This window comes from Pseudomonas sp. GW822-FHT02G04 (assembly GCF_058802085.1).
Map to the genome: position 1 here is coordinate 16,934 of NZ_JBXANU010000004.1, position 25,020 is coordinate 41,953.

The 25,020-nt window shown below is 60.2% G+C and carries 20 protein-coding genes and 1 pseudogene; 11 read left to right on the forward strand and 10 right to left on the reverse strand.

The window, feature by feature from the left end; genetic code table 11:
- The first annotated feature begins 132 nt into the window (after positions 1–132).
- The 3 genes from AC1RO5_RS07000 to AC1RO5_RS07010 all read left to right on the forward strand — a co-directional run bounded on the left by AC1RO5_RS07000 (position 133) and on the right by AC1RO5_RS07010 (position 2,921).
- Positions 133–816, forward strand: coding sequence for a response regulator transcription factor (locus AC1RO5_RS07000; protein WP_007934994.1), 684 nt, complete (start codon positions 133–135; stop codon positions 814–816).
- Positions 794–2,188 (forward strand): sensor histidine kinase, encoded by a 1,395-nt coding sequence (locus AC1RO5_RS07005; protein ID WP_493173897.1) that lies wholly within the window; start codon positions 794–796, stop codon positions 2,186–2,188. Before AC1RO5_RS07000 ends, AC1RO5_RS07005 begins: the two co-directional genes overlap by 23 nt.
- Positions 2,189–2,561: 373 nt before the next feature.
- Entirely contained in the window at positions 2,562–2,921 is a 360-nt protein-coding gene (locus tag AC1RO5_RS07010; protein WP_493173899.1) for a DUF6124 family protein, read from the forward strand.
- A 168-nt stretch (positions 2,922–3,089) separates the two neighbouring features.
- On the opposite strand, the gene AC1RO5_RS07015 is transcribed toward AC1RO5_RS07010, so the two are convergent.
- The 3 genes and pseudogenes from AC1RO5_RS07015 to AC1RO5_RS07025 form a co-directional block, all read right to left on the reverse strand.
- Positions 3,090–6,272 carry an immunoglobulin-like domain-containing protein gene (locus AC1RO5_RS07015; protein ID WP_493173901.1) on the reverse strand — a complete coding sequence of 1,061 codons (3,183 nt, stop codon included), beginning with the start codon at positions 6,270–6,272 and terminating at the stop codon, positions 3,090–3,092.
- Positions 6,273–6,530: 258 nt separating this feature from the next.
- Positions 6,531–7,037 carry a DinB family protein gene (locus tag AC1RO5_RS07020; protein WP_493173903.1) on the reverse strand — a complete coding sequence of 169 codons (507 nt, stop codon included), beginning with the start codon at positions 7,035–7,037 and terminating at the stop codon, positions 6,531–6,533.
- Between the two features lie 91 nt (positions 7,038–7,128).
- Positions 7,129–8,247 (reverse strand): annotated as a pseudogene (locus AC1RO5_RS07025) (NAD(P)/FAD-dependent oxidoreductase).
- 423 nt (positions 8,248–8,670) lie between these two features.
- On the opposite strand from AC1RO5_RS07025, the gene AC1RO5_RS07030 reads away from it, so the two are divergent.
- From AC1RO5_RS07030 to AC1RO5_RS07040, 3 genes are all read left to right on the forward strand, one after another.
- The gene (locus tag AC1RO5_RS07030) at positions 8,671–8,967 is read left to right on the forward strand and encodes a hypothetical protein (protein ID WP_493173905.1); all 297 of its coding nucleotides are present in this window, start codon (positions 8,671–8,673) and stop codon (positions 8,965–8,967) included.
- Between the two features lie 188 nt (positions 8,968–9,155).
- Complete coding sequence (locus AC1RO5_RS07035) at positions 9,156–10,826, forward strand: Na/Pi cotransporter family protein (RefSeq protein WP_493173907.1); 1,671 nt, start codon at positions 9,156–9,158, stop codon at positions 10,824–10,826.
- 107 nt (positions 10,827–10,933) lie between these two features.
- Positions 10,934–11,251 carry a DUF2388 domain-containing protein gene (locus AC1RO5_RS07040; RefSeq protein ID WP_026286632.1) on the forward strand — a complete coding sequence of 106 codons (318 nt, stop codon included), beginning with the start codon at positions 10,934–10,936 and terminating at the stop codon, positions 11,249–11,251.
- A gap of 33 nt (positions 11,252–11,284) precedes the next feature.
- On the opposite strand, the gene AC1RO5_RS07045 is transcribed toward AC1RO5_RS07040, so the two are convergent.
- On the reverse strand, positions 11,285–12,232 hold the full coding sequence (locus AC1RO5_RS07045) for a pyridoxal-phosphate dependent enzyme (protein WP_493173908.1): 948 nt from the start codon (positions 12,230–12,232) through the stop codon (positions 11,285–11,287).
- 164 nt (positions 12,233–12,396) lie between these two features.
- Between AC1RO5_RS07045 and AC1RO5_RS07050 the strand changes: the two genes are divergently transcribed.
- Entirely contained in the window at positions 12,397–13,056 is a 660-nt protein-coding gene (locus AC1RO5_RS07050) for a methyltransferase family protein (RefSeq protein ID WP_493174446.1), read from the forward strand.
- A 25-nt stretch (positions 13,057–13,081) separates the two neighbouring features.
- On the opposite strand, the gene AC1RO5_RS07055 is transcribed toward AC1RO5_RS07050, so the two are convergent.
- Positions 13,082–13,747 carry an HAD-IA family hydrolase gene (locus tag AC1RO5_RS07055; protein ID WP_493173909.1) on the reverse strand — a complete coding sequence of 222 codons (666 nt, stop codon included), beginning with the start codon at positions 13,745–13,747 and terminating at the stop codon, positions 13,082–13,084.
- A gap of 131 nt (positions 13,748–13,878) precedes the next feature.
- Positions 13,879–14,286: a response regulator gene (locus AC1RO5_RS07060; protein WP_493173911.1), complete on the reverse strand. Its 408-nt coding sequence runs from the start codon at positions 14,284–14,286 to the stop codon at positions 13,879–13,881.
- Positions 14,287–14,488: 202 nt separating this feature from the next.
- Here AC1RO5_RS07060 and AC1RO5_RS07065 point away from each other — a divergent pair, with 202 nt between their 5' ends.
- The 3 genes from AC1RO5_RS07065 to AC1RO5_RS07075 all read left to right on the forward strand — a co-directional run bounded on the left by AC1RO5_RS07065 (position 14,489) and on the right by AC1RO5_RS07075 (position 18,804).
- Positions 14,489–15,427, forward strand: a complete 939-nt coding sequence (locus AC1RO5_RS07065) for a class I SAM-dependent methyltransferase (RefSeq protein ID WP_493173913.1) — start codon at positions 14,489–14,491, stop codon at positions 15,425–15,427.
- 678 nt (positions 15,428–16,105) lie between these two features.
- Entirely contained in the window at positions 16,106–17,869 is a 1,764-nt protein-coding gene (locus AC1RO5_RS07070; protein ID WP_493173916.1) for an L-lactate permease, read from the forward strand.
- 191 nt (positions 17,870–18,060) lie between these two features.
- A complete protein-coding gene (locus tag AC1RO5_RS07075) occupies positions 18,061–18,804 on the forward strand; it encodes a substrate-binding periplasmic protein (protein ID WP_493173918.1) in 744 nt (247 codons plus the stop codon).
- Positions 18,805–18,874: 70 nt separating this feature from the next.
- Here the strand turns inward: AC1RO5_RS07075 and AC1RO5_RS07080 are convergent, their stop codons facing one another.
- From AC1RO5_RS07080 to AC1RO5_RS07095, 4 genes are read right to left on the reverse strand one after another with little or no spacing between them, the layout of a single operon-like run.
- Positions 18,875–20,410 (reverse strand): amino acid ABC transporter permease/ATP-binding protein, encoded by a 1,536-nt coding sequence (locus AC1RO5_RS07080; protein ID WP_493173920.1) that lies wholly within the window; start codon positions 20,408–20,410, stop codon positions 18,875–18,877.
- Positions 20,411–20,459: 49 nt separating this feature from the next.
- On the reverse strand, positions 20,460–21,257 hold the full coding sequence (locus AC1RO5_RS07085; RefSeq protein WP_007941479.1) for a transporter substrate-binding domain-containing protein: 798 nt from the start codon (positions 21,255–21,257) through the stop codon (positions 20,460–20,462).
- Between the two features lie 26 nt (positions 21,258–21,283).
- Complete coding sequence (locus AC1RO5_RS07090; RefSeq protein ID WP_493173922.1) at positions 21,284–22,333, reverse strand: isopenicillin N synthase family dioxygenase; 1,050 nt, start codon at positions 22,331–22,333, stop codon at positions 21,284–21,286.
- A complete protein-coding gene (locus AC1RO5_RS07095) occupies positions 22,326–23,183 on the reverse strand; it encodes a sugar phosphate isomerase/epimerase family protein (RefSeq protein ID WP_493173924.1) in 858 nt (285 codons plus the stop codon). The genes AC1RO5_RS07090 and AC1RO5_RS07095 overlap by 8 nt, the downstream gene beginning before the upstream one ends.
- A gap of 1,251 nt (positions 23,184–24,434) precedes the next feature.
- On the opposite strand from AC1RO5_RS07095, the gene AC1RO5_RS07100 reads away from it, so the two are divergent.
- A complete protein-coding gene (locus AC1RO5_RS07100; protein ID WP_493174448.1) occupies positions 24,435–25,001 on the forward strand; it encodes a methyl-accepting chemotaxis protein in 567 nt (188 codons plus the stop codon).
- Positions 25,002–25,020: the final 19 nt, after the last annotated feature.

Sequence of the window (25,020 nt, forward strand, 5' to 3'; positions counted from 1 at the left end):
TAGAGTCATGGCCGGATGATATCAATGTTCCGGCCAGACTCACGAGGCCACATGAAAGTTAATTTAATAAGCCGCACGTAATTCTTGGCAAAATGCTCGCAATTTCGTATTGAACCGATTATCAGGCAGCCTATGACCCGCATCTTGACCATCGAAGACGACGCCGTGACCGCCCGGGAAATCGTCGCCGAACTGAGCAGCCACGGCCTTGAGGTGGATTGGGTCGACAATGGCCGCGAAGGCCTGGAGCGCGCCGTCAGCGGCGACTACGACTTGATCACCCTCGATCGCATGCTGCCGGAGCTCGATGGCCTGGCGATTGTCACCACTCTGCGCACCATGGGCGTAGCCACGCCGATCCTGATGATCAGCGCCCTCTCCGATGTCGATGAACGAGTGCGAGGCTTGCGCGCCGGCGGCGACGATTACCTGACCAAACCGTTCGCCACCGATGAAATGGCCGCCCGGGTCGAAGTCTTGCTGCGCCGGCAGAACACCGTGACCGCACAGGCCACCACGTTGCGCGTGGCCGATCTGGAGCTGAACCTGATCAGCCACGAGGCCAGCCGCGACAGCCAGTTGCTGACGCTGTTGCCCACCGAGTACAAGTTGCTGGAATTTCTGATGCGCAACACCGGGCAGATTTTGTCGCGGATGATGATTTTCGAAGAAGTCTGGGGTTATCACTTCGACCCTGGCACCAACCTGATCGACGTGCACATCGGCCGTCTGCGCAAGAAAATCGACCCGCCAGGCAAAGTCCCACTGATTCGGACCGTGCGAGGCTCGGGTTATGTCATTGCTGAACCCCTCTAAAGGCTGGCGCTCCTCCAGCAGCCGCTTGCTGGCGCTTTACAGTTCGCTGTTCGTGGCCTGGAGCGCGATTCTCATGGGGGTCATGTATTACGAAGTGTCCAGCTACCTCGACACCCTCGCCAAACACTCGCTGATGCAACGTCAGCATCTGTTTTCACGCTTCCAGGGCGAGCAACTGGTGGACGCCCTCGCCGCCAGCATGACCTTCGACATTCGCGGCATCGATGCCTATGGCCTGTTCGATGACCAGCAGCGCTACCTCAGCGGTGCCTTGCGCCAGATCCCCGAAGGCCTGCCGCTGGACGGCAAGATTCACATGCTCGGCGATTGCGTCGAATCCGACGACCCGACCCTGCCCGCCGACAGCTGCGACGCCGTCGCGACCCGAACCCTGGACGGCCGCTGGCTGGTGCTGGTGCGGGACAACGGTTCGTTGTTCGCGGTGACCCGGATCATCCTGCACGCGCTGTTGTGGGGCGTGTCGCTGACGATTTTGCCGGGCATCGCCGGCTGGCATTTATTGAGACGGCGCCCGCTGCGGCGGATCCGGGCGATCCAGGCCAGCGCCGAAGCCATCGTCGCCGGCGACCTGACCCGGCGCCTGCCGTTGTCCAATCGCCGTGACGAACTGGACATGCTCGCCGCCATCGTCAACGCCATGCTCGAACGCATCGAGCGCTTGATGCACGAGGTCAAGGGCGTGTGCGACAACATCGCCCATGACCTGCGCACGCCGCTGACCCGCCTGCGGGCGCAGCTGTACCGGATTCAGCAGCAGGCCGATGAAGGCTCGACGCTGGCCGTGCAACTGGATTCCGTGCTCGGCGAGGCGGATACCTTGATGGCGCGTTTTCGTGGTTTGCTGCGGATTTCCGAGCTGGAGGATCGCCAGCGCCGTTCGGGTTTCGTGCAGCTGGACCCGGTACCGTTGCTGCAAGAATTGCACGACTTTTATCTGCCGCTGGCGGAAGAAGGTGAACTGACCTTTGAGCTGCAACTGCCCGAGTCCCTGCCGCAACTGAACGGCGACCGGGCGTTGTTGTTCGAAGCTGTGGCGAATCTGCTGAGCAACTCGATCAAATTCACACCGCCGGGCGGCCGGGTGATTCTGCGTGGGGTGAATGATGCCGGGCATACGCGCATCGAAGTACTCGACTCCGGCCCCGGCATTGCGCTGGCCGAGCGAGAGGCAGTGTTTCAGCGTTTCTATCGCGCCGAAGGCGGCAACCCGCAAAGCGGATTCGGCCTGGGCCTGTCGATCGTCGCGGCGATCGTCAGCCTGCATGGGTTTACGCTGGAAGTGGGCGACAGCGAGCTGGGTGGCGCGCAATTGATACTCGATTGCCGGCAGAGCCTGATTCCCCAGGCTTGACCCCTTGCTCGTGTTTAACCGTGAAACGGGCTTGTTTAAGTGCCCTCATGGATACTTCCTGAAAGCTACAAAACCTTGCGTCGTTGCCTACGGCTGCGCCAGAATCCGCCGGCTTGTGCGCCTTGGGGCCGCTCGATAACTTGATTCCCGTCACTGCCCATCAGTGATCGGGTTTAGTCGCCCGGCTAAGGTAAAGCGGTCGCACGAGCATCGTCAGTCAGGTATTCGCCTGTACTTTATGGCAGCTGTGCGCAAGGCGTCTTCGGACGCGCCGGATTTTGCTTTACCTTGCCGGTCGACTAACTTGCGCACGGCTGCCACCCTCGTTTAGTCGCGAGATGGTTGCGGCCCCTAATACAAAAGGTAAGCAACTATGTTCAAAGTAACGCCCAACCCACCGGACACCGATCCGGTCTCCCCGTACGAACCCGATTCAAAGAAACTCAACGAAGCCGCCGAGCGGGCTCTCGACTTCCACTTCCCGTCGAACGCCGACATCAAAGCCACTGCGCGTAAACCCGGCAAGCTGTTTGCCGTAACCCCAGAGGCGACGGCCGAAACCCTGGCGGTGTTTCTGGTCGAGACGCTGGCCTCGGTCGATGTGATGGTGCACCAGTTGGTGGATCATCTGGAGGGTGAGTCACGCTACGCCCTGCTGGGCATTTCCAACAGCATCATGGTGGCGGAGATCACCGCGAACCGGGTGCTGGATAAGATTGATCTGCCTAAGTAGGGGTAGTCTGCTGTGGAGAGTGGATAACTGAGGCTGGCTGTGCAGCGGTCCCTTGTTCGGGGCCGTTGCGCAGCCTAGAGAGCAGCATCCACCAGGAGACCGGACTGATAAATAAATGCGTCCCCTTTTCCCTAAAATAGGTACGTCCCCTTTTCCGCCTGAGAACCATTAAGGGGCTAGGCATATTGCGGGTATGGGGTATGTGTGTTGGCCGATGTCCACGCCGAAATATGAGGCAAGGGGGTAAAAACCGACAGTGTAATGGATCAGGCGTGGAGGTGGGGCTGGGGCTGCCGTGGTGCCGCCTGTGTGATAGTAAGTTTGCGGGGCGTTGCCGAGAGGGGGGATGAAGTATTTGGTACTCATTGTGGAGTATGGGTGTGATGATTTTGGTAGGTTAGGAAAAACCTGGCCTCCGACGGAGCGCACCCATGCGAGGGCTTGAGGTTGAGTGAGGGCGTTACGATTGTACAGTACGCGAGTGACATTGGATGCCCTGACGATGATTTCCTTTGACCTGCCCGCCGCGTCCGACACAACGACGGTGGTTGTACCATTCCCTTCGCTGCGGATCATCCCGGAGGCACTGTCTGCCGAGGCGATAAGTGGATCACGGGGCTGGTATGAGTACGGGGGTGTGCCGCCGGTCGCAGGACGGTGCTCGGCGGTGCCGGCCGGGTCTTGTCCGGTACGACTCCAATTGAGCCCTGAGCCCGCAATAGAGATGTTCGCTCCATTCAGGGTAATTGGTGTGGTATCGACAAAGAATTCCGGTATCGTTTTTACCATCAATCTCAATTCCCTAAACGTCACCGCCGCCGCTTCATTGCTGATTCCTTCAAAGCTCACCTTCAACTCAATGCGCAGTTCACTGTCATTCTTCAGCTTCATCAGCTCACTGCGCAGCAAGACCTTGTTCAAACCCGCACCTGCTTCGGCTTCCGAGATCTCGATCCCGTTGGCCAGCACGATTGGGTATTGCGAGTTGTCCGACGCCCGGGTGCCATGACAGCGCAACCAAATCCGTTGCCCGGCCCTGATCAACGGCCACGCTATGCACTTAACCGCCGCATCACCCTCAAACACGCTCAGATCCAATACGTTCTGGTCGGGCGATTGAGGCACCGTCGGCGTCGGCCAATCCAGACTCTTATCAGGGATTGCTAACACGTCGAGCGGCCACACCTCCGACCATTGCGGCTCAGCATCACCCACAATAATCCCGTACCTCACCATCACTCGCATACCCAGGTTGAAAGCCACTACCCGGTTGTCGATCGCAATCTCCAGATCTGCGACCTTACCCACCTCAACCGGCTCGGTCACCAGTGAACCGTCCCCTGCGGTGCCCTTCCATTCCACGACGACCTTGTGAGCGCGATCCATGTCTGTGTATTGCTTGATCAGCACCGTCAGGCTTTTCTCAGCGTCAATGGGCTTCAGCGCGCCGCTGGGCGCTTCTTTGATCGATGGCGCCTTCAGGTCTAATTCCAGCGCAGCCTTGACGGTGTACACCCGCCGCGGAAAACTCACTGCGGTCGCCGCATTGGCCACCCTGTCGAAATTCACCGCGAAAGTGATCGTGACCTCGCTGCCGTCCTTGAGGGTTTTGAGCCAGGCGATTAAGGCCGCCGTCAGCGGGGTCGAGAACTCCCTCTCGGGTTCATAGTTATGCGGTTGGCCTGTCCATATCACGAACTCGGTGGCGGTGCCGTTGTCCAGGAAGCCGTCATACCGCAGCCACACCCGTTGCCCTTTCGCCTGCAACGGCCAGCGCGCTAGCTTGAATCGATCGCTCGTCGCCAGCGGGGGGACATGCAGCTCCCGACCGGTTTGGTTGGCCACTGTCGGCGTCGGTAGACGCCCATCCTCGCTCGAGATGGCCTGCACCGTCAGCACCAACGGCAACGACTCGGCAATCCCCTGCCCGCCCCGAATTAGTTTCCAGCCCAACTGCGGCACCTTGCCGTGCCACTGACCGAGAAAGGCCGCATCCAGCGTGAAGATGGCGAAGGTCTGATCCAGTGGCAGCACGGGAAACGCCGGCGAGCCCGGCAACGGATTGAGCAAGAACAGTTGCGCCTGATCACCCGGCAACGCCGCCGCAAACACGACCTGCACCTGCACGCCCTGAGGATAGCGCAGCGCATCGATGGGGTTAATGGCTGGGGCCACCAGCGTCGGCCGGGTTAAATCGATCGTGTTTTCACCCACCACCAACGCCGTGGCGGTTTTAGAGCTTCCAACCAAGGTGGCGCCGTTGAACAGGTCATACGTCACCTTCACCGCGTACCCGGCCAGGACCTTGTCGTTCGGCACCTCCAGCACACAGAGCTTTTTCTGCCCGAATTCATCCGCTTCAACCGTTCCCGACACCGGGACCACTATGTCCGGCTGACCGCTCAAGGTGGCGGTGTAGACGGCGTTGATGGTGTAACCCAGCTGAAAACGAACATCGCCGGTCAGGATGATCAACAGCAACGGCTTCCCGAGCAGCTTTTCCAGGTCGATGAGACTCAAGTCATCGCCCGGATCGTTCAGTTGTTCGCGCAGCAGCGCGGCCGGCAATCGGCTGCCGGCCAGGTCTACATCGACGATATGCGCGGCCGACCAGGGCGAATCGGTGTCAGGCCCGTTCCCGACCTGGTCGGTGACGGTGAACGAAAATACAAACCGGGGATGGTCCTTGGCGGCCTCCAGGTCGGCTCGGGTCACGGTGAAGCACACCGTCACCGGGGTGTCCGAGCCTTGCGCCGGGGCCTGGCTTGGGGTGACGGTGTGGTAGACGTCATAACCGTTGCAGTTCAGGCGAATAAGGTCGTAGGCCCGGCAATAGGGATAACGCACACACACCTGAACACCGGCTACTGGGAAGTCCGGGCCGACGCCGTTTTTGATGGCGTCGGGCAACAGCAATTCCAGTCGGGAGTGATCATGCGGTGGCCCCGGCTCGGTGTCTTCGTTGCCAGGCCGGATGGCGTTGTACAAGATCTCCAGCGGGCCGGAAGTGCCTTCGTTCTGACTGCCACGGAACACGGTGTACGTCAGACGGTTGACGATATCCGCTAGTAGCAGGCGTTTCGGCAGGTTGATGAGGGTGTCGGAGGCATCGGTGTCGGTTTGTCCGCTGGCGATGTTCGGTTGGCCATTCAGGTTGAGCACAACGGTGTCGTTCGGCGCCTGGTACAGGTACGCGCCTACTTTTACCTTCGCGCCCATGGGCGGCAGATCAGCCACATGGATTGGCACACCACAATGGGCTCCCTCCACCGGTTTTGTACTTCCGGGCACATCAGGTAAAAACAGGACTAACGCAGTGTTATCCGGTAAGTTGTTGCTCTCGGTGGTCATGGAAACGCTCCCTCGCTGGACGACATAGCCGGCCGTTGTTTCGGCGCAATGGCTGGCGCTATCACACACGAGTTGGAGAGGAGCTGACTACTGTCAGATCTGACAGTAGCGACGAATGGTCGTCGGTAAAGGGAGAGTCGGGTCGATCGGTCAGTTACTCCCACAAATCCGGACATGCGCACCCCTTTGGCAACTGCTACAAAGAATTACGAACGCGGCTGAAATGACTTAAGTGAACAGCATTACCCTGTGGGGAGCTTAATACCCCGGAACCTCGCGCAAAAACTCTGACAGGTCGGTGATCGGCGGTATGGCCGGAATCTCGAAGTACATCTGGATCACCCAGCCCCGGTGATAGCTGGCATGGTTGACCACATGCAACAACATGGCGCCGGCACTCATGACCCCGCTTTCCCCGGACATGGAGGTGAATTCGATGGGTTTATCCAGCGACTCCTCGGTCTGGGCCGAGCTCCAGCCACAGAACCATTGATCAATCTCCTGTTGTGCCATTCGCAACTCGGCGAGCTCGGTATGGAGCAGGCCATGGGAGGTTTTGAAGTCGTGCCCCCGACCCTCCAGATGAGCTTGCCAGATGCAATCCACCACGTAGGTGTGGTTCAAGGCGCCGATCATGTTATTGAACACCGACACCCGTTTGCGATTGAGTTCTTCCGGTGGCAGCGCCATGAGGCTGTCGAAGAGTCGCTGATCGGCCCAGCGCTTGTAATCGGCGAGCATGCGGGCAGTGCGTACGTTGATCATCAGATGATCTCCCATAGCGATGGGCGCACTGCCAAGAATAGCCCTCACGGCGGGCAGTATCGTAAACGCTGATTATCGGTCATGCCGCAACCTAAAGAATCTCGTCGCGAATTAAACGCTGCACCACCCGTTCGGCCAATGCCAGGCAACTGGTCAACCCCGGCGATTCTAAGCCGAACAAGTTGACCAAACCCGGTACACCGTGGACGTCCGGGCCGCTGATGACAAAATCGGCGGCCGGCTCGGTCGGCCCGCTGATTTTCGGGCGAATACCACTGTAGGCCGGTTGCAGACTGTCATCGGGCAATGCCGGCCAGTAGCGCCGGATCGCCTGATAGAACCCTTCGCCACGACGGGGGTCGACGCGATATTCGACCTGCTCGACCCATTCGACATCCGGCCCGAAACGCGCCTGACCGCCCAGGTCCAAGGTCATGTGCACGCCCAGCCCGGCGTTTTCCGGCGCCGGGTACACCAGATGCCGGAATGGCGCCGGACCGCTGAAACTGAAGTAGCTGCCCTTGCACAGCCAGGCCTTGGGCACGTGCCGCGCCGGCAAGCCTTCGATCCGGCTCGCCACCTCTGGCGCGGACAGTCCGGCGCAGTTGATCAGTTCACGACAGCTCAAGGTCATCGGCTGAGCTCCACCCATGTGCAGCTCGAAACCCTGTTCGGTACAACGGGCCGATGTAAGCGACGTATGGAAGGCCATCGAAGTGCCCCAGGCTTCGGCATCGGCCTGCAGCGCCAGCATCAAGGCGTGGGAATCGACAATCCCGGTGGACGGCGACCAGAGCGCGGCGACACAAGATAACGCCGGTTCAAGCGTCCCTGCCTGCCCGGCATCCAGCCATTGCAGGTCATCGACACCGTTGCGCCGGCCTTGCTCCAGCAACGCCTGCAAGGCATGGCGCTGGCGGTCATCGGTGGCCACGATCAGCTTGCCGAGGCGTCGGTAATCGACGCCGCGCTCATCGCAGAAGGCATACAGACGTTACTTGCCCTCCACACACAATTGCGCCTTGAGACTGCCGCTCGGGTAGTAGATCCCGGCGTGGATCACTTCCGAATTACGCGAACTGATGCCCATGCCAATCCCCTCGCCCGCCTCGACCAGGATCACTTCTCGCCCGGTCCGGGCGAGGGCTCTGGCCACCGCCAGCCCGACCACTCCAGCCCCGACCACCACGCATTCGATATCGACGCTCACCTGCCCTCCACTCATTCAAGCCAACCCTGGATGTGATAATCGATCAGGCTGGAGAATATCGCCAGCCTACGCTCTGCGTAGGGGGAGTTCACACTTTATATTTAACTTTCCATTTAACGATTTTCAAAACGACAATTAACTGTCATTAACCTGAACACTTCCCACTTAACCGGCTATCGGCGATTGACTTTGCCAACCTGCCTGAGTAAATTGCGCCGGCCGATAACAACGGCCTTTTTCAACTCACAAAAGAATTCAATGGACACAGTATCTAGTCGCTGTCGGATGACTGCTCACACGCAGGATCTGGCACATAACCCAGACAATGACGGGCCTCGACTTTTCGGTCGGGTGAGCTGCGCTAGAGCTTGACGCTCCACCGTAACTTGCCTCACCGGAATCAGTCCGGCCCAGAGGCATGTTATGAACTTCAAAACCACTGTAATGCCGGGCGTACGCGCCTTTGCATCGACCATGCGGGTCAAGCCTTGCCGTGAGCGTCTGCCGACGACTCGGCTCTGCGCCCCGTTCTCCGCCCCTTCTACCCACGCCCAGGCACACCCTCGTGCTAATTGGCGCGTCTGCCCGGTGACGGGCCGGCTTCAGCAACGCTGGAGCTTCGACGACAGTCAGGACCCACAAAGTTGGCGCATCGCGCGCCTCTTCCAGCAGGCGAGCCCGAGGCTCGGACTGTCTACCGGGGCACGCACTTTCAATTGATCTGAAGGCACTTTAATGTCCTTCCAGAACGGTTTCCTTACATGGGAATCCGACAACTTCTTATTGCCCGTCAAAAAGCTGAATTATTTGAATTAGTTGTGGACCTGTAGGAGTCATGTGCTCGTCAGATACCACGTTCCAGTTCCCGGGCCTTCAATAAATGCAACACGAAACAAGGGAGAGTCCTCATGTCGGGAACTACTCTACTGATCAACCTCGCCGGCTCCATCGCTCTGTTGCTGTGGGGCACTCATATGATTTCTTCGGCGCTGTTACGCGGCTTCGGCACGCCGTTGCGCCAGTGGCTGGGCCACAACCTGAACAACCGCTGGATGGCCTTGCTATCGGGAATCGGCATCACCGGGGTCTTGCAAAGCAGCACCGCCGTGAGCCTGATGGCGACCTCGTTCACTGCCGCCGGGACGCTGGGACTGGCGCCGGCCCTGGCGGTGATGCTCGGCGCCAACATCGGCTCGACCCTGGTGGTGCAATTGCTCAGCGTCGATGTGTCGATGCTCACGCCCAGCGTTTTGCTGGCGGGCCTGATCGTCTTTCGGCTGCGCGATGACTCGCGCTACGAAAGCGTCGGTTGTGCACTGATCGGCCTGGGGCTGATGCTGCTGGCCTTGCACATGCTCGGCTCCACATTGGCGGAAGTCGAAGGCACGCCGATCTTCCAGCTGATCATGCAGAGCCTCGAGGGCGACCTGGTCATTGCGCTGTTGGTGGCGCTGATCCTCACCTGGCTGTGCCACTCCAGCGTGGCCGTGGTTTTGCTGATCGTCTCGCTGGCCGCCACTGGCATGCTCTCGGCCAGCACCCTCGTCGCGCTGGTGCTGGGGGTGAACATCGGCGGTGCGCTGCCCTCGGTGATCAATGCCGGATCGAGCGTCGGCCGACGCCTGCCGCTGGGCAATCTGCTGGTGCGCGCGGTCGGTGCCCTGGTGATCCTGCCGTTTGCCGGGTTACTCGCTCAGGCGCCGCTCGCGCCCCCGACCTTGGTGGTGTGCCTGCACACCGGTTTCAATCTGCTGCTGGCGTTGGTGTTCATCGGTCTGACCGATGTGCTCGCCAATGCCCTCACCCGACTACTGCCAGCACCTGAGCGGGATGTCGATCCCGGCATGCCGTGCTATCTGGACGAGGCTGGCTTGGAAGTGGCCAACATCGGCCTGTCGAATGCCGCTCGCGAAGCGTTGCGCATGACCGACATGTTCTCGGCCATGCTCGGCCGGATGCTGCAGCTGTTGCACACATCGCTACCGGCCTGCGCCGATGAAGTGCGGCGGATCGATCAATCCCTGGACCTGCTCAGCGCGGCGATTCGCGCGTATCTGGCCGACATCGGCAAGGAAGGCATCAGTGACATCGATGCCGATCGTTCCCAGGAAATCCTCACGTTCGTGATCAACCTCGAACATGCCGCGGACATTCTTTCCAGCAGCCTCGCGCTGTTGGCCATGCGCCGCTTGCGCCAGGGTGAACAGTTCTCGGCCTTCGAACTGGGCAACATCGCCCCGCTGCACGACGCCGTTCTGGAAAGCCTGAGCCTGGCGATCACCGTGTTCCTGCGCGAAGACATCGCCACCGCCCATCAACTGATCCAGCGCAAGGAGACCGTCAGAAGGCTCGAAGCCTGCGCCAGCCGCGAGCACTTTCGCCAGTTGCAGGAAGACAAAAGTACCTGGGCGCAATCCGGTGATATTTTCCAGCGGGTACTGCGTGATTACCGGCGCATGCATCACCACATCGCCGCACTGGCGTATCCACTGCTCGAACGCGCCGGTGAGCGCTCGGTCGAAAGCATCGACGCTCCCGCTACGGGTCGCATGACGGTAGATCTGGCTGGAATTGAGTGAACAGTCGCCGGTGCATATGTCGATCAGCAGGGAACTCCTGACCACCGCCAGGCATCCTAAATTATGTGTTACTTCCTTCACGCTTCACGCTTTCGGAGGACGCCGTCATGCGCCGTCTGTTTTTAGTATCTTCACTCGTGCTTTGCTTGCCCTTTGGCTCAGCCATGGCCCGTGTGGATGCGGGCGATGTCGCCACCTCAGCCGGGGTCTCCGCATCGCTGTACTCAACGTTCAAGGATCACAAAATGGTCATTCCCGCCCGGGATGACGCCTCCAGTTTTGTCGCCAGCGGCGGTACGATCCGTGGCGTCTACCTGGAATCGGTGTTGAAGGAGATTCGCCAAAATCATCCCGACCTGAAGGCCAGCGATGAAGACCTGGCCAGAGCGATCCTCGTTCAGGAAGGTGTACCAGCGGGTCAATAAAATCTCAAATGCAAGCGGTAGGGCTACTCAGCCCTACCTTGCTTCAGCGCTGTTTTTCTCAACCCCAGCGGACAGGCGTGCCCAGCCGGCGACCAGCTGCGCGCTGATGCTGACGCCGCCGCACACGACAATCACCACGTCATGGGCCTCGGCAATTGCCGGATGATCGAGGTAGGCAATCGCCAATGAAACGCCGCACGCCGGTTCGACCAACTGGCGCAGGTCGTTGGCGTAACGAACCACACCCATGATCGCCTCGTCATCGCTGAGTACCACGCATTCGTGCGGAAAATCAAGGATGTGCTGCACCGGCCAGGCGGCCACTTGCGCGGCGCCGAGTGATGTGGCGACGGTGTCGATGCGTGGCAGTCTGACGGGGTGACCGGCAGCGATGGCAGCAGCGAACGACGCCGCGCCCTGGGTTTCGCACGCAACGATCCGACAATCCATGCGCTGATGACGGATCAGGCCGGTGAGCAGGCCCGCCAGCAAACCACCGCCGCCCACGGAGGTCACCAACGCATCGACCTGGGGACAGTCCTCGAGGATTTCATCGATCATCGTGCTGTGCCCTTCCCACAACACCGGGTGATCGAAAGCCGGCACGTATTCGGTATCCGCGCCCTGCGCGAGTTCTTTCGCCCGTTGATTGGCCTCGTCCCAGACCTTGCCATGGACAATCACCTCGGCACCGGTTTTCCTGATTCTGGCGCGGGTGGTTTCCGGGGTAGTGTTCGGCACCACGATGCAGGCCTTCAGCCCAAGGTTGGCGGCGGCCACGGCCGTGGCCAGACCGGCATTGCCACCGGAAGGACAGACGACTTTGCGCTTGCCCTGCTCCGCCGCCTGACTGCACAGCAGGCCCATGCCACGCATTTTGAACGAGCCGCTGGGTTGCAGGTTTTCCAGCTTGAGCCAGATTCGCCGGGTCGCAGTGGACAGGCCAGGGTGCAGAATCAGGGGCGTTCTGATGTGAAGCATCGTGTGCTCCTTGTGACAGCACCGGCGCGTTGAGATCTTTCAACGGGCTGGAAGTGAACGGACAGGCTCATCCTTATCCAAGCTTAGTTCACCCTGCTCGACGACTATCGTCATGACAACGCACCCCGTCCTACAATGGTCATAGGCCCTTTGCGATGTCCGTCATGAAAATCTCGGCCAAACTCGCGTTTTTCACCCTCGTCACCACCCTTGCCTACCTCGCTCTCGCGGTGTTCGGGCTGGGCGGGTTGGCGGCGTTTTTCTCGCATCCACCGCTGGTGGTCATTGCGCTGGCAACCCTGGTGATGACGATCGTGTCGTTGTTCAGTGAGGGCAATTTGAGCCCCGGCGAACGTGAAGACCGGACCAATCGCTGGGTGCTGCCGGTTTTCGGGGTGCTCGGGTTGTTGAGTGGCTATCTGCCAGCTTATACCGACCGGATCGACTTCTGGACCTTCGGTGGCGAGGGCGTACGTTGGCTGGGCGCGCTGCTGTTCATTGGCGGCGGCGCGTTGCGGATGTGGCCGGTGTTTGTACTGGGCAAGCGCTTCAGCGGATTAGTGGCGATTCAGCCAGGACACCGCCTGGTCACCGACGGGATTTATCGGAAGTTGCGCAACCCCAGTTATCTGGGGCTGCTGATCAACGGCGTGGGCTGGGCGCTGGCCTTTCGTTCCGGCGTCGGATTGCTGCTGGTGGTGCTAATGTTGATACCGCTGATCGCCCGCATTCACGCCGAAGAAGCGCTGTTACGCACGCAGTTCGGCAGCGAATACGAGGCTTATTGCGCCCGTAGCTGGCGATTGATTCCGGGGATTTACTGAACTGGCCACATCAGGCCCGTGCCGATTACAAAAAATGCAGACGGATCAGGTTATTGGCATCCACATGGCTCGTGACCGAGTCATAACTGGCCAATGTGGCGTGCCGGGTCTGAAGGGGATGAACGTGGGTCGCGGTGATGACCATGACGTTGGCACCCGCCGCTTCGCCTGCGCGAATACCGACGTCGGCGTCTTCGAAGATCAGGCACTCGGCTGGGTCCACCTGCAGTCGACGAGCCGCCAGCCGATAGCCCGCAGGGTCGGGTTTGCCGGCGCTGACGTCTTCGGCGGTAACCATCACGCCAGGCTCGGGAATACCGGCCGCGGCCATTCGACGCAAGGCCAGCGCCCGCGGCGCAGAGGTGACGATGGCCCATTGGTTGACGGGCAGCGACTTGAGGAAACTCGCCGCGCCGGACACCTCGACAATTCCCTCCACATCATCGATTTCCGCCTCGGTGATCCACGCCGCTTCAGCTTCGGCATCCACCCCGGGCAACGCCAGGCGATTGATGGTGTCGATGGCGCGAACGCCATGGATGGTCGGCAGGAAGGTTTCGACATCGACGCCGTGGCGCACGGCCCAGGTTGTCCAGATCCGCTCGGCGGCGGCGATGGAGTTGAGGACGGTGCCGTCCATATCGAACAGGAAGGCGCGAAACGGAGCATTGTAAACGGATGCTTGGGACAAAGGGCGATTTCCAGAACCAGACGAGGATTTTCAAGCAATGTACATCACCCACGTAGGAGCTGCCGCAGGCTGCGATCTTTTGATCTTCGCTTTTAAAAGCAAAGTCAAAAGATCGCAGCCTGCGGCAGCTCCTACACGGTTCGGGTCGAGTGCAAGGCGTTTTGCACACAATCGAGCAACTGCCCCACCGCCCAGGGTTTCTTGATGAACGAAACCGGATGCTTGACCCCGGAGCTTTTCGGGGTTTCGAAACCGGACATGACCATGATCGGTTTATCCGGCCAACGGTCACCGAACAGATTGGCCAGGTCCGCGCCATTGAGTTTTCCCGGCATGGTGATGTCCGTCAGCAACAGCCCCACCTCCGGCGCGTGCTGCTCCAGATACTGCGACGCGGCATCCGCGCTGATCTGTGGTTCAACCGCAAAGCCTTCCTCCTGAAGAATTTCGCAAAGAAACTCGAGGATCAACGGGTCGTCTTCAACCACAAGAATCAAACCGTCAGACAAATGCTCGCCCGCCGCCGATACTGGACTCATCACTGTGCCACTCCCTGATTGTGTCAATGGTTACGCGGGCTCAAATCCGCCTCCTATTCAGGTATGAGCAGCGGCGTTCGCAGAAATTCATTTTTGATACAGGTGTCTTGGACATTCTCTGTTCAGGCCGACAAACACGACCGTTTGTCAGCGCGTAATTGTGGTTAAAATGCCGCCCCTTCTACTTTGCCGACCTTGCCTGATGAATCCAGACGCCCTCTCCATCCTCCATGACCATTTGCTGACAGCGCTTGCGGCCGCCCCCGCAGAAACCCGTCGGCTGTTCCACGGCCGTGGGCGTTGCTGGCCGGGGCTGGAGCAATTGACCGTCGATTGGCTCCAGGGCGTAGTGCTGGTCTGCGTGTTCAAGGAGCCGCAAGCGTCGCAACTGGACGATTTGAAGCAGCGACTGATGGCGATCACGCAGGCGCCTGCGTGGAAAACCTCCGGCGCGCATACCTTACTGCTGCAACATCGCTATCTGCAGGAAAGCACCACCGAATGGCTGCTCGGGGAGCCGATCGAGGAAATGACGATCACCGAGGGCGGCCTGCAGTATCGCGTGGACCTGGGCCGCAAACAGAATACCGGCCTGTTTCTCGACATGCGCTACGGCCGCGATTGGGTGCGGGCCAATGCTGACGGCAAGCGGGTGCTGAACCTGTTCGCCTATACCTGCGGGTTTTCAGTGGCCGCCATTGCGGGAGGCGCTGCGCATGTGGTCAACCTGGACATGTCTCGCGCGGCCCTGAGCCGTGGTCGCGACAATCATCGGCTCAACGGCCATGACCTGAGCAAGGTGAGTTTTCTCGGCCACGATCTGTTCAAGTCCTGGGGCAAAGTGATCAATAGCGGCCCTTACGATCTGGTGATCATCGACCCGCCGTCCTTTCAGAAAGGCAGTTTTCTGCTGACCAAGGATTATCAGCGTGTGCTGCGCCGTCTGCCGGAGTTGCTCAGCCCTCAGGGTACGGTGTTGGCCTGCATGAACGATCCGGCCTTTGGCGCAGATTTCCTCATCGATGGCGTTACCCGCGAAGCGCCGAGCCTGCGATTTGAGCAGCGGTTGGAGAATCCGCCGGAGTTTCCCGATGCCGATGTTGAGTGCGGGTTGAAGGCGTTGGTGTTTAGACAGGGGTAATTGAAGATCAAAAGATCGCAGCCTTCGGCAGCTCCTACGCGCCTGTGGGCGCCGCCGCAGGCTGCGATCTTTTGACGTTGACTCAACTGCAACCAGGCTGGCCGGGGGCAGCAGACTAATGGTACTTGAGTGCTAAACCACGGCTTCCTACGATAATGGTACGCAGCGGTTGGAGGTTTAGGCCGTTGCGTAGGTGGTGGGTGAACTGAACCCCAATAAGCCCACCACTTGTTTCATGCGCATCTTGAGCCTCTGGGCTCTACTTCCTCCCCATCAAAGAGCTTTGAGGCTCTTTTTTTGCCTTTAAAAACTCCCCCTAAAGCCCGGCATCCGACCGCAATGCCGTTCACCCAAGAGAGTCTTGAGTCAGAGAAACCTGTGGCGAGGGAGCTTGCTCCCGCTTGAGTGCGTAGCACTCACAAAAATCGGCAATGGTTGTCAGATTTTTGGGGCCGCTACGCAGCCCAGCGCGAGCAAGCTCGCTCGCCACAAAGGTAGGCATGACTGGGAGTGCGTTTAAGTGAACAGCATTGAGCATCCAACCGGGCTTTTTCATTCACGTTACCGACGGCAAAGCAGCCTGTTCAAAGCGAGCCCCCTTCCAAGCCATCAGCCTAATGCCACCTATACTCAAGCCACCTTCCCCGCGCTACCCACAATAAAAAGCAGAGGTGGAAAATGGTCTGGCAGCAAATCTACGACCCCTTCGGTAACCCGGTGCTATCAACCCTCATGGCGGCGGTGCCGGTGGTGGTGATGCTGGTTTCCCTGGCGTTTTTCCACATCAAGGCGCATCTGGCGGCGTTGTTGGCCTTGGGCTCGGCGCTGCTGATCGCGATTTTCGCCTTCGGCATGCCCGCGAACATGGCGGGCTCGGCCGCACTTTTCGGCGCCGCCAACGGTCTGTTGCCGATTGGCTGGATCGTGCTCAACATTATTTTCCTGCATCGGCTGACCACCGAGAATGGCTCGTTCAAAGTGCTGCAAGACTCCCTGGCGCGCATCACCGACGACCGACGTCTGCAATTGCTGCTGATTGCCTTCTGCTTCGGTGCTTTCTTCGAAGGGGCCGCCGGTTTCGGCACTCCCGTGGCGGTAACCGGGGCCATTTTGATCGGGCTGGGTTTTTCGCCCCTGGCCGCGTCTGGCCTGGCGTTGATCGCCAATACCGCGCCCGTGGCGTTCGGCGCTCTGGGCACGCCCGTCATTACCCTGGCCAAAGTGACCGGGCTGGATGAAATGGAGCTGTCGATGATGGTCGGTCGGCAGTTGCCGTTCTTCTCGGTGATCGTGCCGTTCTGGCTGATCTGGGCCTTCGCCGGATGGCGCAAGATGCTGGAAATCTGGCCGGCGATTCTGGTTGCTGGCGTCAGCTTCGCCATACCGCAGTTCCTGGTGTCCAACTACCACGGGCCGATGCTGGTGGACGTGATCGCTGCGCTGATTTCCATGGCCTGCCTGACCGGTTTCCTCAGGGTCTGGAAGCCGGCCACGGTGCATACCTCGGCCGCCCTGTCTGGGCGAGTCGACCACTCCAGAATAGCCGAAGAACATGACAAAAAACCCGTCGCCAGCGCGACCTTTGCCAGCGATGTAAAACCCGCCGTGATGCGCGCATGGATGCCGTGGATCATCCTCACGGTGTTCGTGTTTGCCTGGGGCACCCAGAGCTTCAAGAACCTGTTCGATACCCGCCCGGCCATGGATCCGCAAACTCACTCGGCCAGGCTTGATCCTCAGGGCAAACCGATGCGCGAGGCCAACCCGATCTTTGCCCCGACCGTGACCTTCACCACGATTCATCAACAGATCGAGAAAGTCCCACCTGTGGTGCCCGCACCGAAAACCGAGGACGCGATCTACAAGTTCACCTGGTTCACCAGCACCGGTAGCGGCATCTTGCTCGCGGCGATCCTCGGCGGGCTGCTGATGGGTTATTCCATCCCGCAACTGCTGCACCATTACCTGCGAACGCTGTGGGTAGTGCGCTATTCGCTCACCACCATTGTGGCGATGCTCGCCCTGGGTTTTCTCACCCGCTACTCGGGCCTCGACGCCACCATGGGCCTGGCGTTCGCCGCAACGGGCATTTTCTATCCGATGTTCGGCACCCTGCTCGGCTGGCTCGGCGTGGCCCTGACCGGCTCGGACACCGCCTCCAACGTGCTGTTCGGCGGCTTGCAACGAGTGACCTCCGAACAACTGGGCCTGAGCCCGGTGCTGATGGCCGCCGCGAACAGCTCCGGCGGGGTCATGGGCAAGATGGTCGACGCCCAGTCGATTGTGGTCGCGTCCACCGCCACCCGTTGGTACGGCCATGAAGGGGAAATCCTGCGCTACGTGTTTTTCCACTCCGTAGTGCTGGCGATTCTGGTCGGCGGGCTGGTGACGTTGCAGGCGTATGTGGCGCCGTTCAGCCATATGGTGGTGGGCGGGCACTGACTCTCGCTCCCACATTTTGAAGCTCTGGCGCATGACACCTTCACTTGGGGGAGGATGTGTCGCGCCGCAAAGTCTGCGTAAAATACCGTGTTTATACTGGTTCCAATACAAAAACAGACTCATCATCCCTGTTCTCAACACCACTGGTGAATTGTGGCTCCACCCTACTTTCAATGCCTGAACGATCAATCATGAGCGCGACCTCAAAGACGCTTTTCAAGTTCTGCCTGTCGGTCTCACTGCTGATTGCCTTTCACGCAAGTGGCGCGCCCTTGCCGCTCGAGCTGTATATCCCGGACGCTCCGCCCCTGACGTTCGTCGATGGCTCCAAAGGCCACGGCATGGTCGGTGAAGCCGTGCTGACTGCCATTGCCAACGCCGGCTATGTCGCGCATGTCCATGTGCTTCCCTGGGCCAGATCGCAGAAACACGTCAGCGAGAAGCAGGACATCCTGATCGCGCCCTTGTCACGCACGCCGGAGCGTGAGGATCACTTCACCTGGATCGCGCCGATCATGCCCATGGAGCGCGCTTTTTTCAGCCTTGGCCGGCCGGTGAACAGCTTCGAACAAGCGAAGCAAACCTACCGGGCGATCGGCGTCGGCCTGGGCAGTGCGCAGGAGGAAATCCTCCGTGCACAAGGCTTCAGCGACGAGCAGATCCACCCGCTGACCATTGGCGACAACCCCGCGCAGATGCTCTTGAAAGGTCGCATCGATGCCTGGTTCAACGGTGTCCCGGAGAGTCTATACATCTGGCCGAAGGTGTCTGAGCACACACTGCACATGAGCCCCGTCATGAGCAGAGCGGAACTCTACCTGGCCTGCTCGAAGCAGTGCTCCGCCCAACTGGTGCAAGACTTGCGCAAGGCGGTTGAAACGCTTCGCGATGACGGCACCCTGGCGCGCATACAAAGGCGCTATTCGTCGCCATAACGCAACGCAGCAGCGAGGGATGTGCGGCCGATCCAACGGGTGAATTCTGATGGCGCACAGCTAAATGCATTCAAGGCAGGCATCGCTCCTCCTCTGGCGCCTGCAACCCCATGAAGCGCCGCACTCTATGAGCCTCGGGCTTCTCGCGGATCGCATCTGGTGACGCGTCCAGCTGAATGTGGCCGTTTTCCATGAAGATCACCCGGTCGGAAATCGACAGGGCAAAGTCCATCTCGTGGGTGACAATCAGCAGGGTCATGCCTTCGCGGGCCAGGTGGCTGATGACCGTGAGTACCTCGCCGACCAGCTCCGGATCCAGCGCTGAGGTCGGTTCGTCGAACAGCAGGATGTCCGGGTCCATGGCCATGGCCCGGGCAATTGCCACGCGCTGTTGTTGGCCGCCGGACAGTTGATGCGGATATTTGTGGACGTGTGCCAACAGGCCGACCTTGTCGAGTAGTTGGCAGGCGCGTTGTTCGCTCAGTGCGCGACCGACACCGTGATAACGGGGAGCAAGGCTGATGTTGTCCAGCAATGTGCGGTGCGGGAACAGGTTGAAGTTCTGGAACACCATGCCGATACGCCGTACGCCCTGACGAATCCGGCGGCTATCCGGTTTGTCCCCGGCATTGATGAAGCCCTCCCCGAACAACAGGATTTCGCCCTGATCGATGCGCTCCAGGCCATTGACCGTACGAATCAGCGAGGTCTTGCCGGAGCCGGACGGGCCGATGATCGAAATCACCTGGCCACTTTGCACCTTCAGGTCGATGCCCTTGAGCACATGATGATCGCCGTAGCGTTTGTGCACGCCCTGCAGTTGCAGCGCCGGTGCGGCGCCTTTGGATGGCGGCTTGAGCTTGCTCGATAGAACAGGCGCCAGACTGTCACGCAACACTTGTGCCGAGGCGCTGTCGAGGGTTTGTGGTGTCCGCAGGTTGAGGTCCAGGTAGCGTTCCAGACGCTGCAGGGCAAAGCCGAACAGCGTGACGATCAGCACGTAGTACACGCCCACCGCGGCCAGGGTTTCCATCACCAGGAAGTTCTGCGCATACAGGCGCTGGCCGACGGTCAACAGTTCGGTCAATGAAATCACCGAGATCAACGAAGTCAGTTTGACCACCGTGATGTATTCGTTGATCAAGGTCGGCAGTGAGATACGAAATGCCTGGGGAATCACAATCAGCCGTTGCAGGCCGAACAGGCCGATACCCAGGGCGCGGCCGGCTTCCTTCTGGCCCTTGGCGACCGAGATCAGCCCGCCACGATGAATTTCAGCCATGTAGGCGGCCTCAGTGACCACCAGCGCCAACAGGCCGGAATAGAACGGTACCGACAGCACCAGCCCGGCACCGGGCAGCAACTGCGGCAGGTTGTAGATGAAGACCACCAGCACCAGCAGCGGAATACTGCGAAAGAACCAGATATAGAGTGCCGCCGGTAGACGCAGCCAGGACGAGCCGGACAGCTTGGCTGACGCCAGAACGAAGCCCAGCAACATCCCCAGGAACCAGGCCAGGGCGCTCAGTTCGATGACGGTCAGGCTCGCCGCCCAGAAGTCAGTCTTGGAGAACAGCGAAATAAAGTAAGACCAGTCGAATTGCATAGACACCTCGTGCTCGCCGCGCCCTCGACCGAGGGCGCGGTTTCAGCCATTACTCGGAGACCGGTTCCAAGTCGTATTTTTTGAGAATGGCGGCGTACTCACCGTTGGCCTTGCTGTCGGCCAGCGCCTTGACCAGCGCCTGATAAGTAGCGTCGGCGTCTTTCTTCACGTAGATGCCCAAGGTCTGCGGATAAACCAGCTTCTGCGAACTGACCACGACCCGCCCGTTGGTGCGCTGGGCGATCATGTGCGCGGCGCCGGCGATTTCCACCTGGGCCTGAATGTTTTTCGACAGCAGCGCTTGTGTCACTTCAGGGGCCGAGGGGTATTCGTTGACGGTGATCGCGCCTTTGTTGTTCGGCACGCAGTAGTCGCTGGACAACTGGTTGAACTTGGCGACCCAGGTGGTGCCCTGCTCCAGGCCGATCTTCAGGCCGCACAAGTCCTCGGGAACCTGTGGGCTCAACTCACTGCCCTTGGGCACCATGATCGCGGCGCCGGTGTTGGCGTAGGCGATGGTGCGGGCCTGGAGCTGGCGCTCGGGGGTGATGTACATGCCGGAAATGATCGCGTCGTAATGCCCGGCGTTGAGGCCGTTGATCAGATTGGGAAACTTGGTGTCGACGAAGTTGGCCTTGACGCTCATGGCCTTGGCCAGGGAGTGCGCCAATTCAGGGTCGGAACCGACCACATTCTTGTCGGCGTCGTAGGACTCGAACGGCGGGTAGGTGATTTCCATACCGACCTTCAATACACCGGGGGTCGCGGTGCTGGCGAAGGCGGCGTTGGCGCAGAACAGGCCGGCGGCGAGCAGGCTCAGTTTGGTCAGGGCGTAGTGGCTTTTCATCGTGGGAAGCTCCGTTGGTTGTTTTTTTAGGAATGAGGGGTGGTGTTCTTCAGGTGGCCGAAGCTTGATGGCTTTCGGGCCCGGGATGGCAGCTCAAGCTCGCCGTTCTCCACGCGTTTGCGCAGGTACTGGTAGGTCTGCAAGGCCTGGCTCCACATGTGTTCGCCAATCGCCAGCGCCTCGTAATCCCGGTCATCCCTGGCGAATGCCGGCAACGGCTTGATCAGCGTGTGATAGTCGCAGGCGTAGAACAGCGGGAAGCTGTAGCGCTCCTGGGCGACCTTGCGCACCCGATGGGCAGTGGCCACAAAGGCACCTGCGGTCATGACTTCCAGCATGTCGCCGATGTTCACCACGAACGCATCGGGTAGTGGCGGTGCGTCGATCCACTGCCCCTGATCATTGAGCACCTCCAGCCCCGGCTGATCGGCGTGCAGGATGGTGAAGCACTCGTAGTCGGTATGCGCGCCGATGCCCGGAGCGTCGACGACATCGGCGTCGAACGGATAATGAATCAGCCGCAACTTGGAGGGCGGGCGAGTCACCAGCGCGTCGAAGTAGCCCTCCTCCAGCCCCAGGGCCAAGGCGAAGCCATCGAACAGCCGGCGGCCTAGCGCGAACACCGCCTGATAGTAGTTTTGTACCGCGCTCTGGAAGCCCGGCACCTCGGGCCAGTGGTTCGGCCCCAGCAGCGGCGTTCGGTTGAGGAACAGCGGGTCATCCACTGACACTTCGAAGCCGATATCGAAAGCTTCTTTGTGATCCGGCTTGCCCTTGGAATACACCTCCTCTCCTTCGGGCACGAAGCCCTTGTGGCTTTGCGAGGCGCCGATGTAGTGGCGCATCTTGGCTTCCAGCGGTTGCGCAAAATAATCCCTGGCCGCCTGGCGCAGCCCCTCGATCAGCGCCGGATCGATGCCGTGCCCGGTGATGTACAGAAAGCCCACATCGCTGGCGGCGCGGCCCAGTTGCTCGGCCACGGCCAGGCGATGCTCCAGTTCGATGCTGAAGAGTCCGGCGATGTTCACCACCGGGATACTGTTGAAGTTGGCCTGGGTTGGCGAGGTATTACTCATGGCGGGCTCCTTCACGGGTGAAACGGTCAAAGTGTTCGCGCTCGGTCCGGGCCATCCACTGGTTCAAGGTCCAGAGGTCGGCCACCGGCATGTTGGTGAAGGGCAAGTGATGCAGATAACCGTCGGCACCGAACTCCGGGGTCAAGGTGCTGACCGGGTAGCCACGTTGGCGCTGAGAGGTCCAGACGGCCTCCCAGTGGCGCTGATGGAACGCCAATTCACGGGCATATTCCGGGGCGGCGGGATGGGGGACTTGCGGGCCTTGGTCGTAGCCGACCCGAGCCTGAATGTGATGCACGCGTTCGACGAAGGCCGAAAGATCGTCGGCCGGATCGTCCAGCAGTCGCTCACAGCACACCACCCAATGGCTGATGTCACTGGTGAAACGCAGGCCCGGCAGTTGGCGGATCAGCTCCAGGGTCACCCAAGGGCTGTAAAGGGAACGGGCGCGATGCGTCTCGAAACTGCAGAAAACCCCGTGCCTGGCGGCCAGTTCCATGGCCTGGCCGAAAAACTCGACCTGCTGTGCCAGCGGCCAGCGGTCGTTGCCTGCCAACAGGTTGACGAAACGTGGGATCAGCTCCGAGGCCCAGCCCAGTTTGCGATCAATGTCAGCCAAGTGTTGGAGGGGCGTGGCGTTCTGGTCGGGCAATACATCGTAGGCACTGAACAGTGTGCAGATGTAGGGAACCTGATTGCTGCGCAGGAAAGCGCTGAACTCGCCACGCTCATCAGCCTGTAGTGGCAGGCGCGCTTCGAGGCCATCGAAGCCGGCGGCGAGCAGTTCATCCAGGGCCTGTGCCTTGCTGGCGGTATAGCCCCATAACGTGCGGAAAATTTCTAGCTTCATGCATTCCTCTCGGCTGCGTCAGGCCACCCACTGTTTGGGCTGGCGTTACTGGGCAGTCGAAAGAAGTTGCTGCGGGCCGCTGCTCTGATGGCTGCGGTCCCGTGTGACGAATCCTAAGGCTACGGCGACAAGCGATTGAATAGGCTGCAGCAAATAGTTAGTTCAGAAAATCATGAACTAACTTGCGACGAAAATCCTGTAGGAGCGAGCGGTGCGGCGATCCGACTTGCCCGCGAAGAACGATGACGCGTAACACCTGAAAAACCGCGGTGCATTCTTCGCGGGCAAGCCTCGCTCCTACAGGTTATGCGTCTTGACTTACTCGACCCAGAACAGAGCACGGCGGCTCTGCCATTCCCGCGACTGGTGCGTTGCTCGCCGGTTCTGCCTTCGCAGCCCTGTAGCCATCGGATGCAATTCTCCTTCCACCGCAGGGGCGACAGGCTGATCCGCTGTCGAGCGCAAAGGCTGGCAAACAACTTGCTTAGGCTTTTGATCAGGCTTGAGCCATCAACAACGATGGTTTGGCAAACATCTCGGACAACGGCGTCCGCTCCCCTGCCCATTGCGGCAGGAGAGCGTGCGCCGTTTTTGCTTTCATCCCGGCATCAGAAGGAAATCCTCATGTCCGCTCAAGGAATGCACCCACCGGGTCATGCCATCGTTCATCGGCGCAGCGATGGCGGCAAATCGCACCCGGCCGGCACATCATTCGCCAAAGCCTTGTTCGAACCTGGCAGAGCCCTGCTCGAACGCAGCAGGATCGGCTTCTGGCTACCGCTCGGATTGGCCCTCGGCGCCTGCGCTCTCGCACTGGCCGAACAGCCTGCAAGCGCATTGGCCCTGATACCCGGCGTCCTTTATCTGGGAGGTGCCTGGCAGCTGCGCGAGCGTCATCAACGCCATCTGCAGACATTCTGGGACACCGAACTGGCACAACTGCTGCGCAGCTCCCGGGATGCCGACCCCGCGACATTGCTGGTGGCCGCCAGCATGCAACTGCGCAACAACGAACGCTTGCGCAGCGAAGTACAGTTCGCCAGCCGTGCCCTGGAGCAGATGGCTCAACAGACCCGCGACCAAGGAGCGGAACAGAGCCAACGCATTGCCATGATTGCCGCCGCCAGCGAACAGATCGATCAGACCCTGCACAGCATCGATGCCTTGGCCAAGGACGCGCTGACAGCCTTCGCCAACGCTCACACCCAGAGCGAAACCGGTTGCCTGGAGGCGCGCTCAGTGGGTGACAGCATGCGCGCCATTCAGCACCGCCTGGGCAGCACCGCACATGCCGTGGAAGCGTTGCTGCAACGCACGACCGCCGTGGAAAGCACGGTCAACAGCATTCAGGCATTGGCCAAACAGACCCAGTTGCTGGCGCTCAATGCCTCCATCGAGGCGGCCCGCGCCGGCGAGCACGGGCGCGGTTTCGCCGTGGTCGCCGATGAGGTCCGCAGCCTGGCCCAGGCCACCGACCGGGCGACCCACGAAATCACCAGCGCCGCGACGGCGATCGCCATGGCCGTGCGCCAGGTGGATGGCGAGGTCAAGGAACACCGCGATCTGCTGGCAGCCGGGAGTGAACAGAGCGAGCAGCTCGCCGCCAACCTCGACGACCTGGCGCAACATAGTCAGATCAATCTGCAACACCTCGGCGCCATGCAACAGGCGCTCAGCGAGCATCAGCTAGCCAATCATGCCCTCAGCGAACAGTTGCAACAGGTCAATGGCGCGGTGCAGGAACAGAGCACGCAAACCAATGCGTTGCACGATCTGACCCGTTATCTCAACCAGCTCACCGTCGGAAGCCGCCCATGAATCCAGCACTTGCCACAGC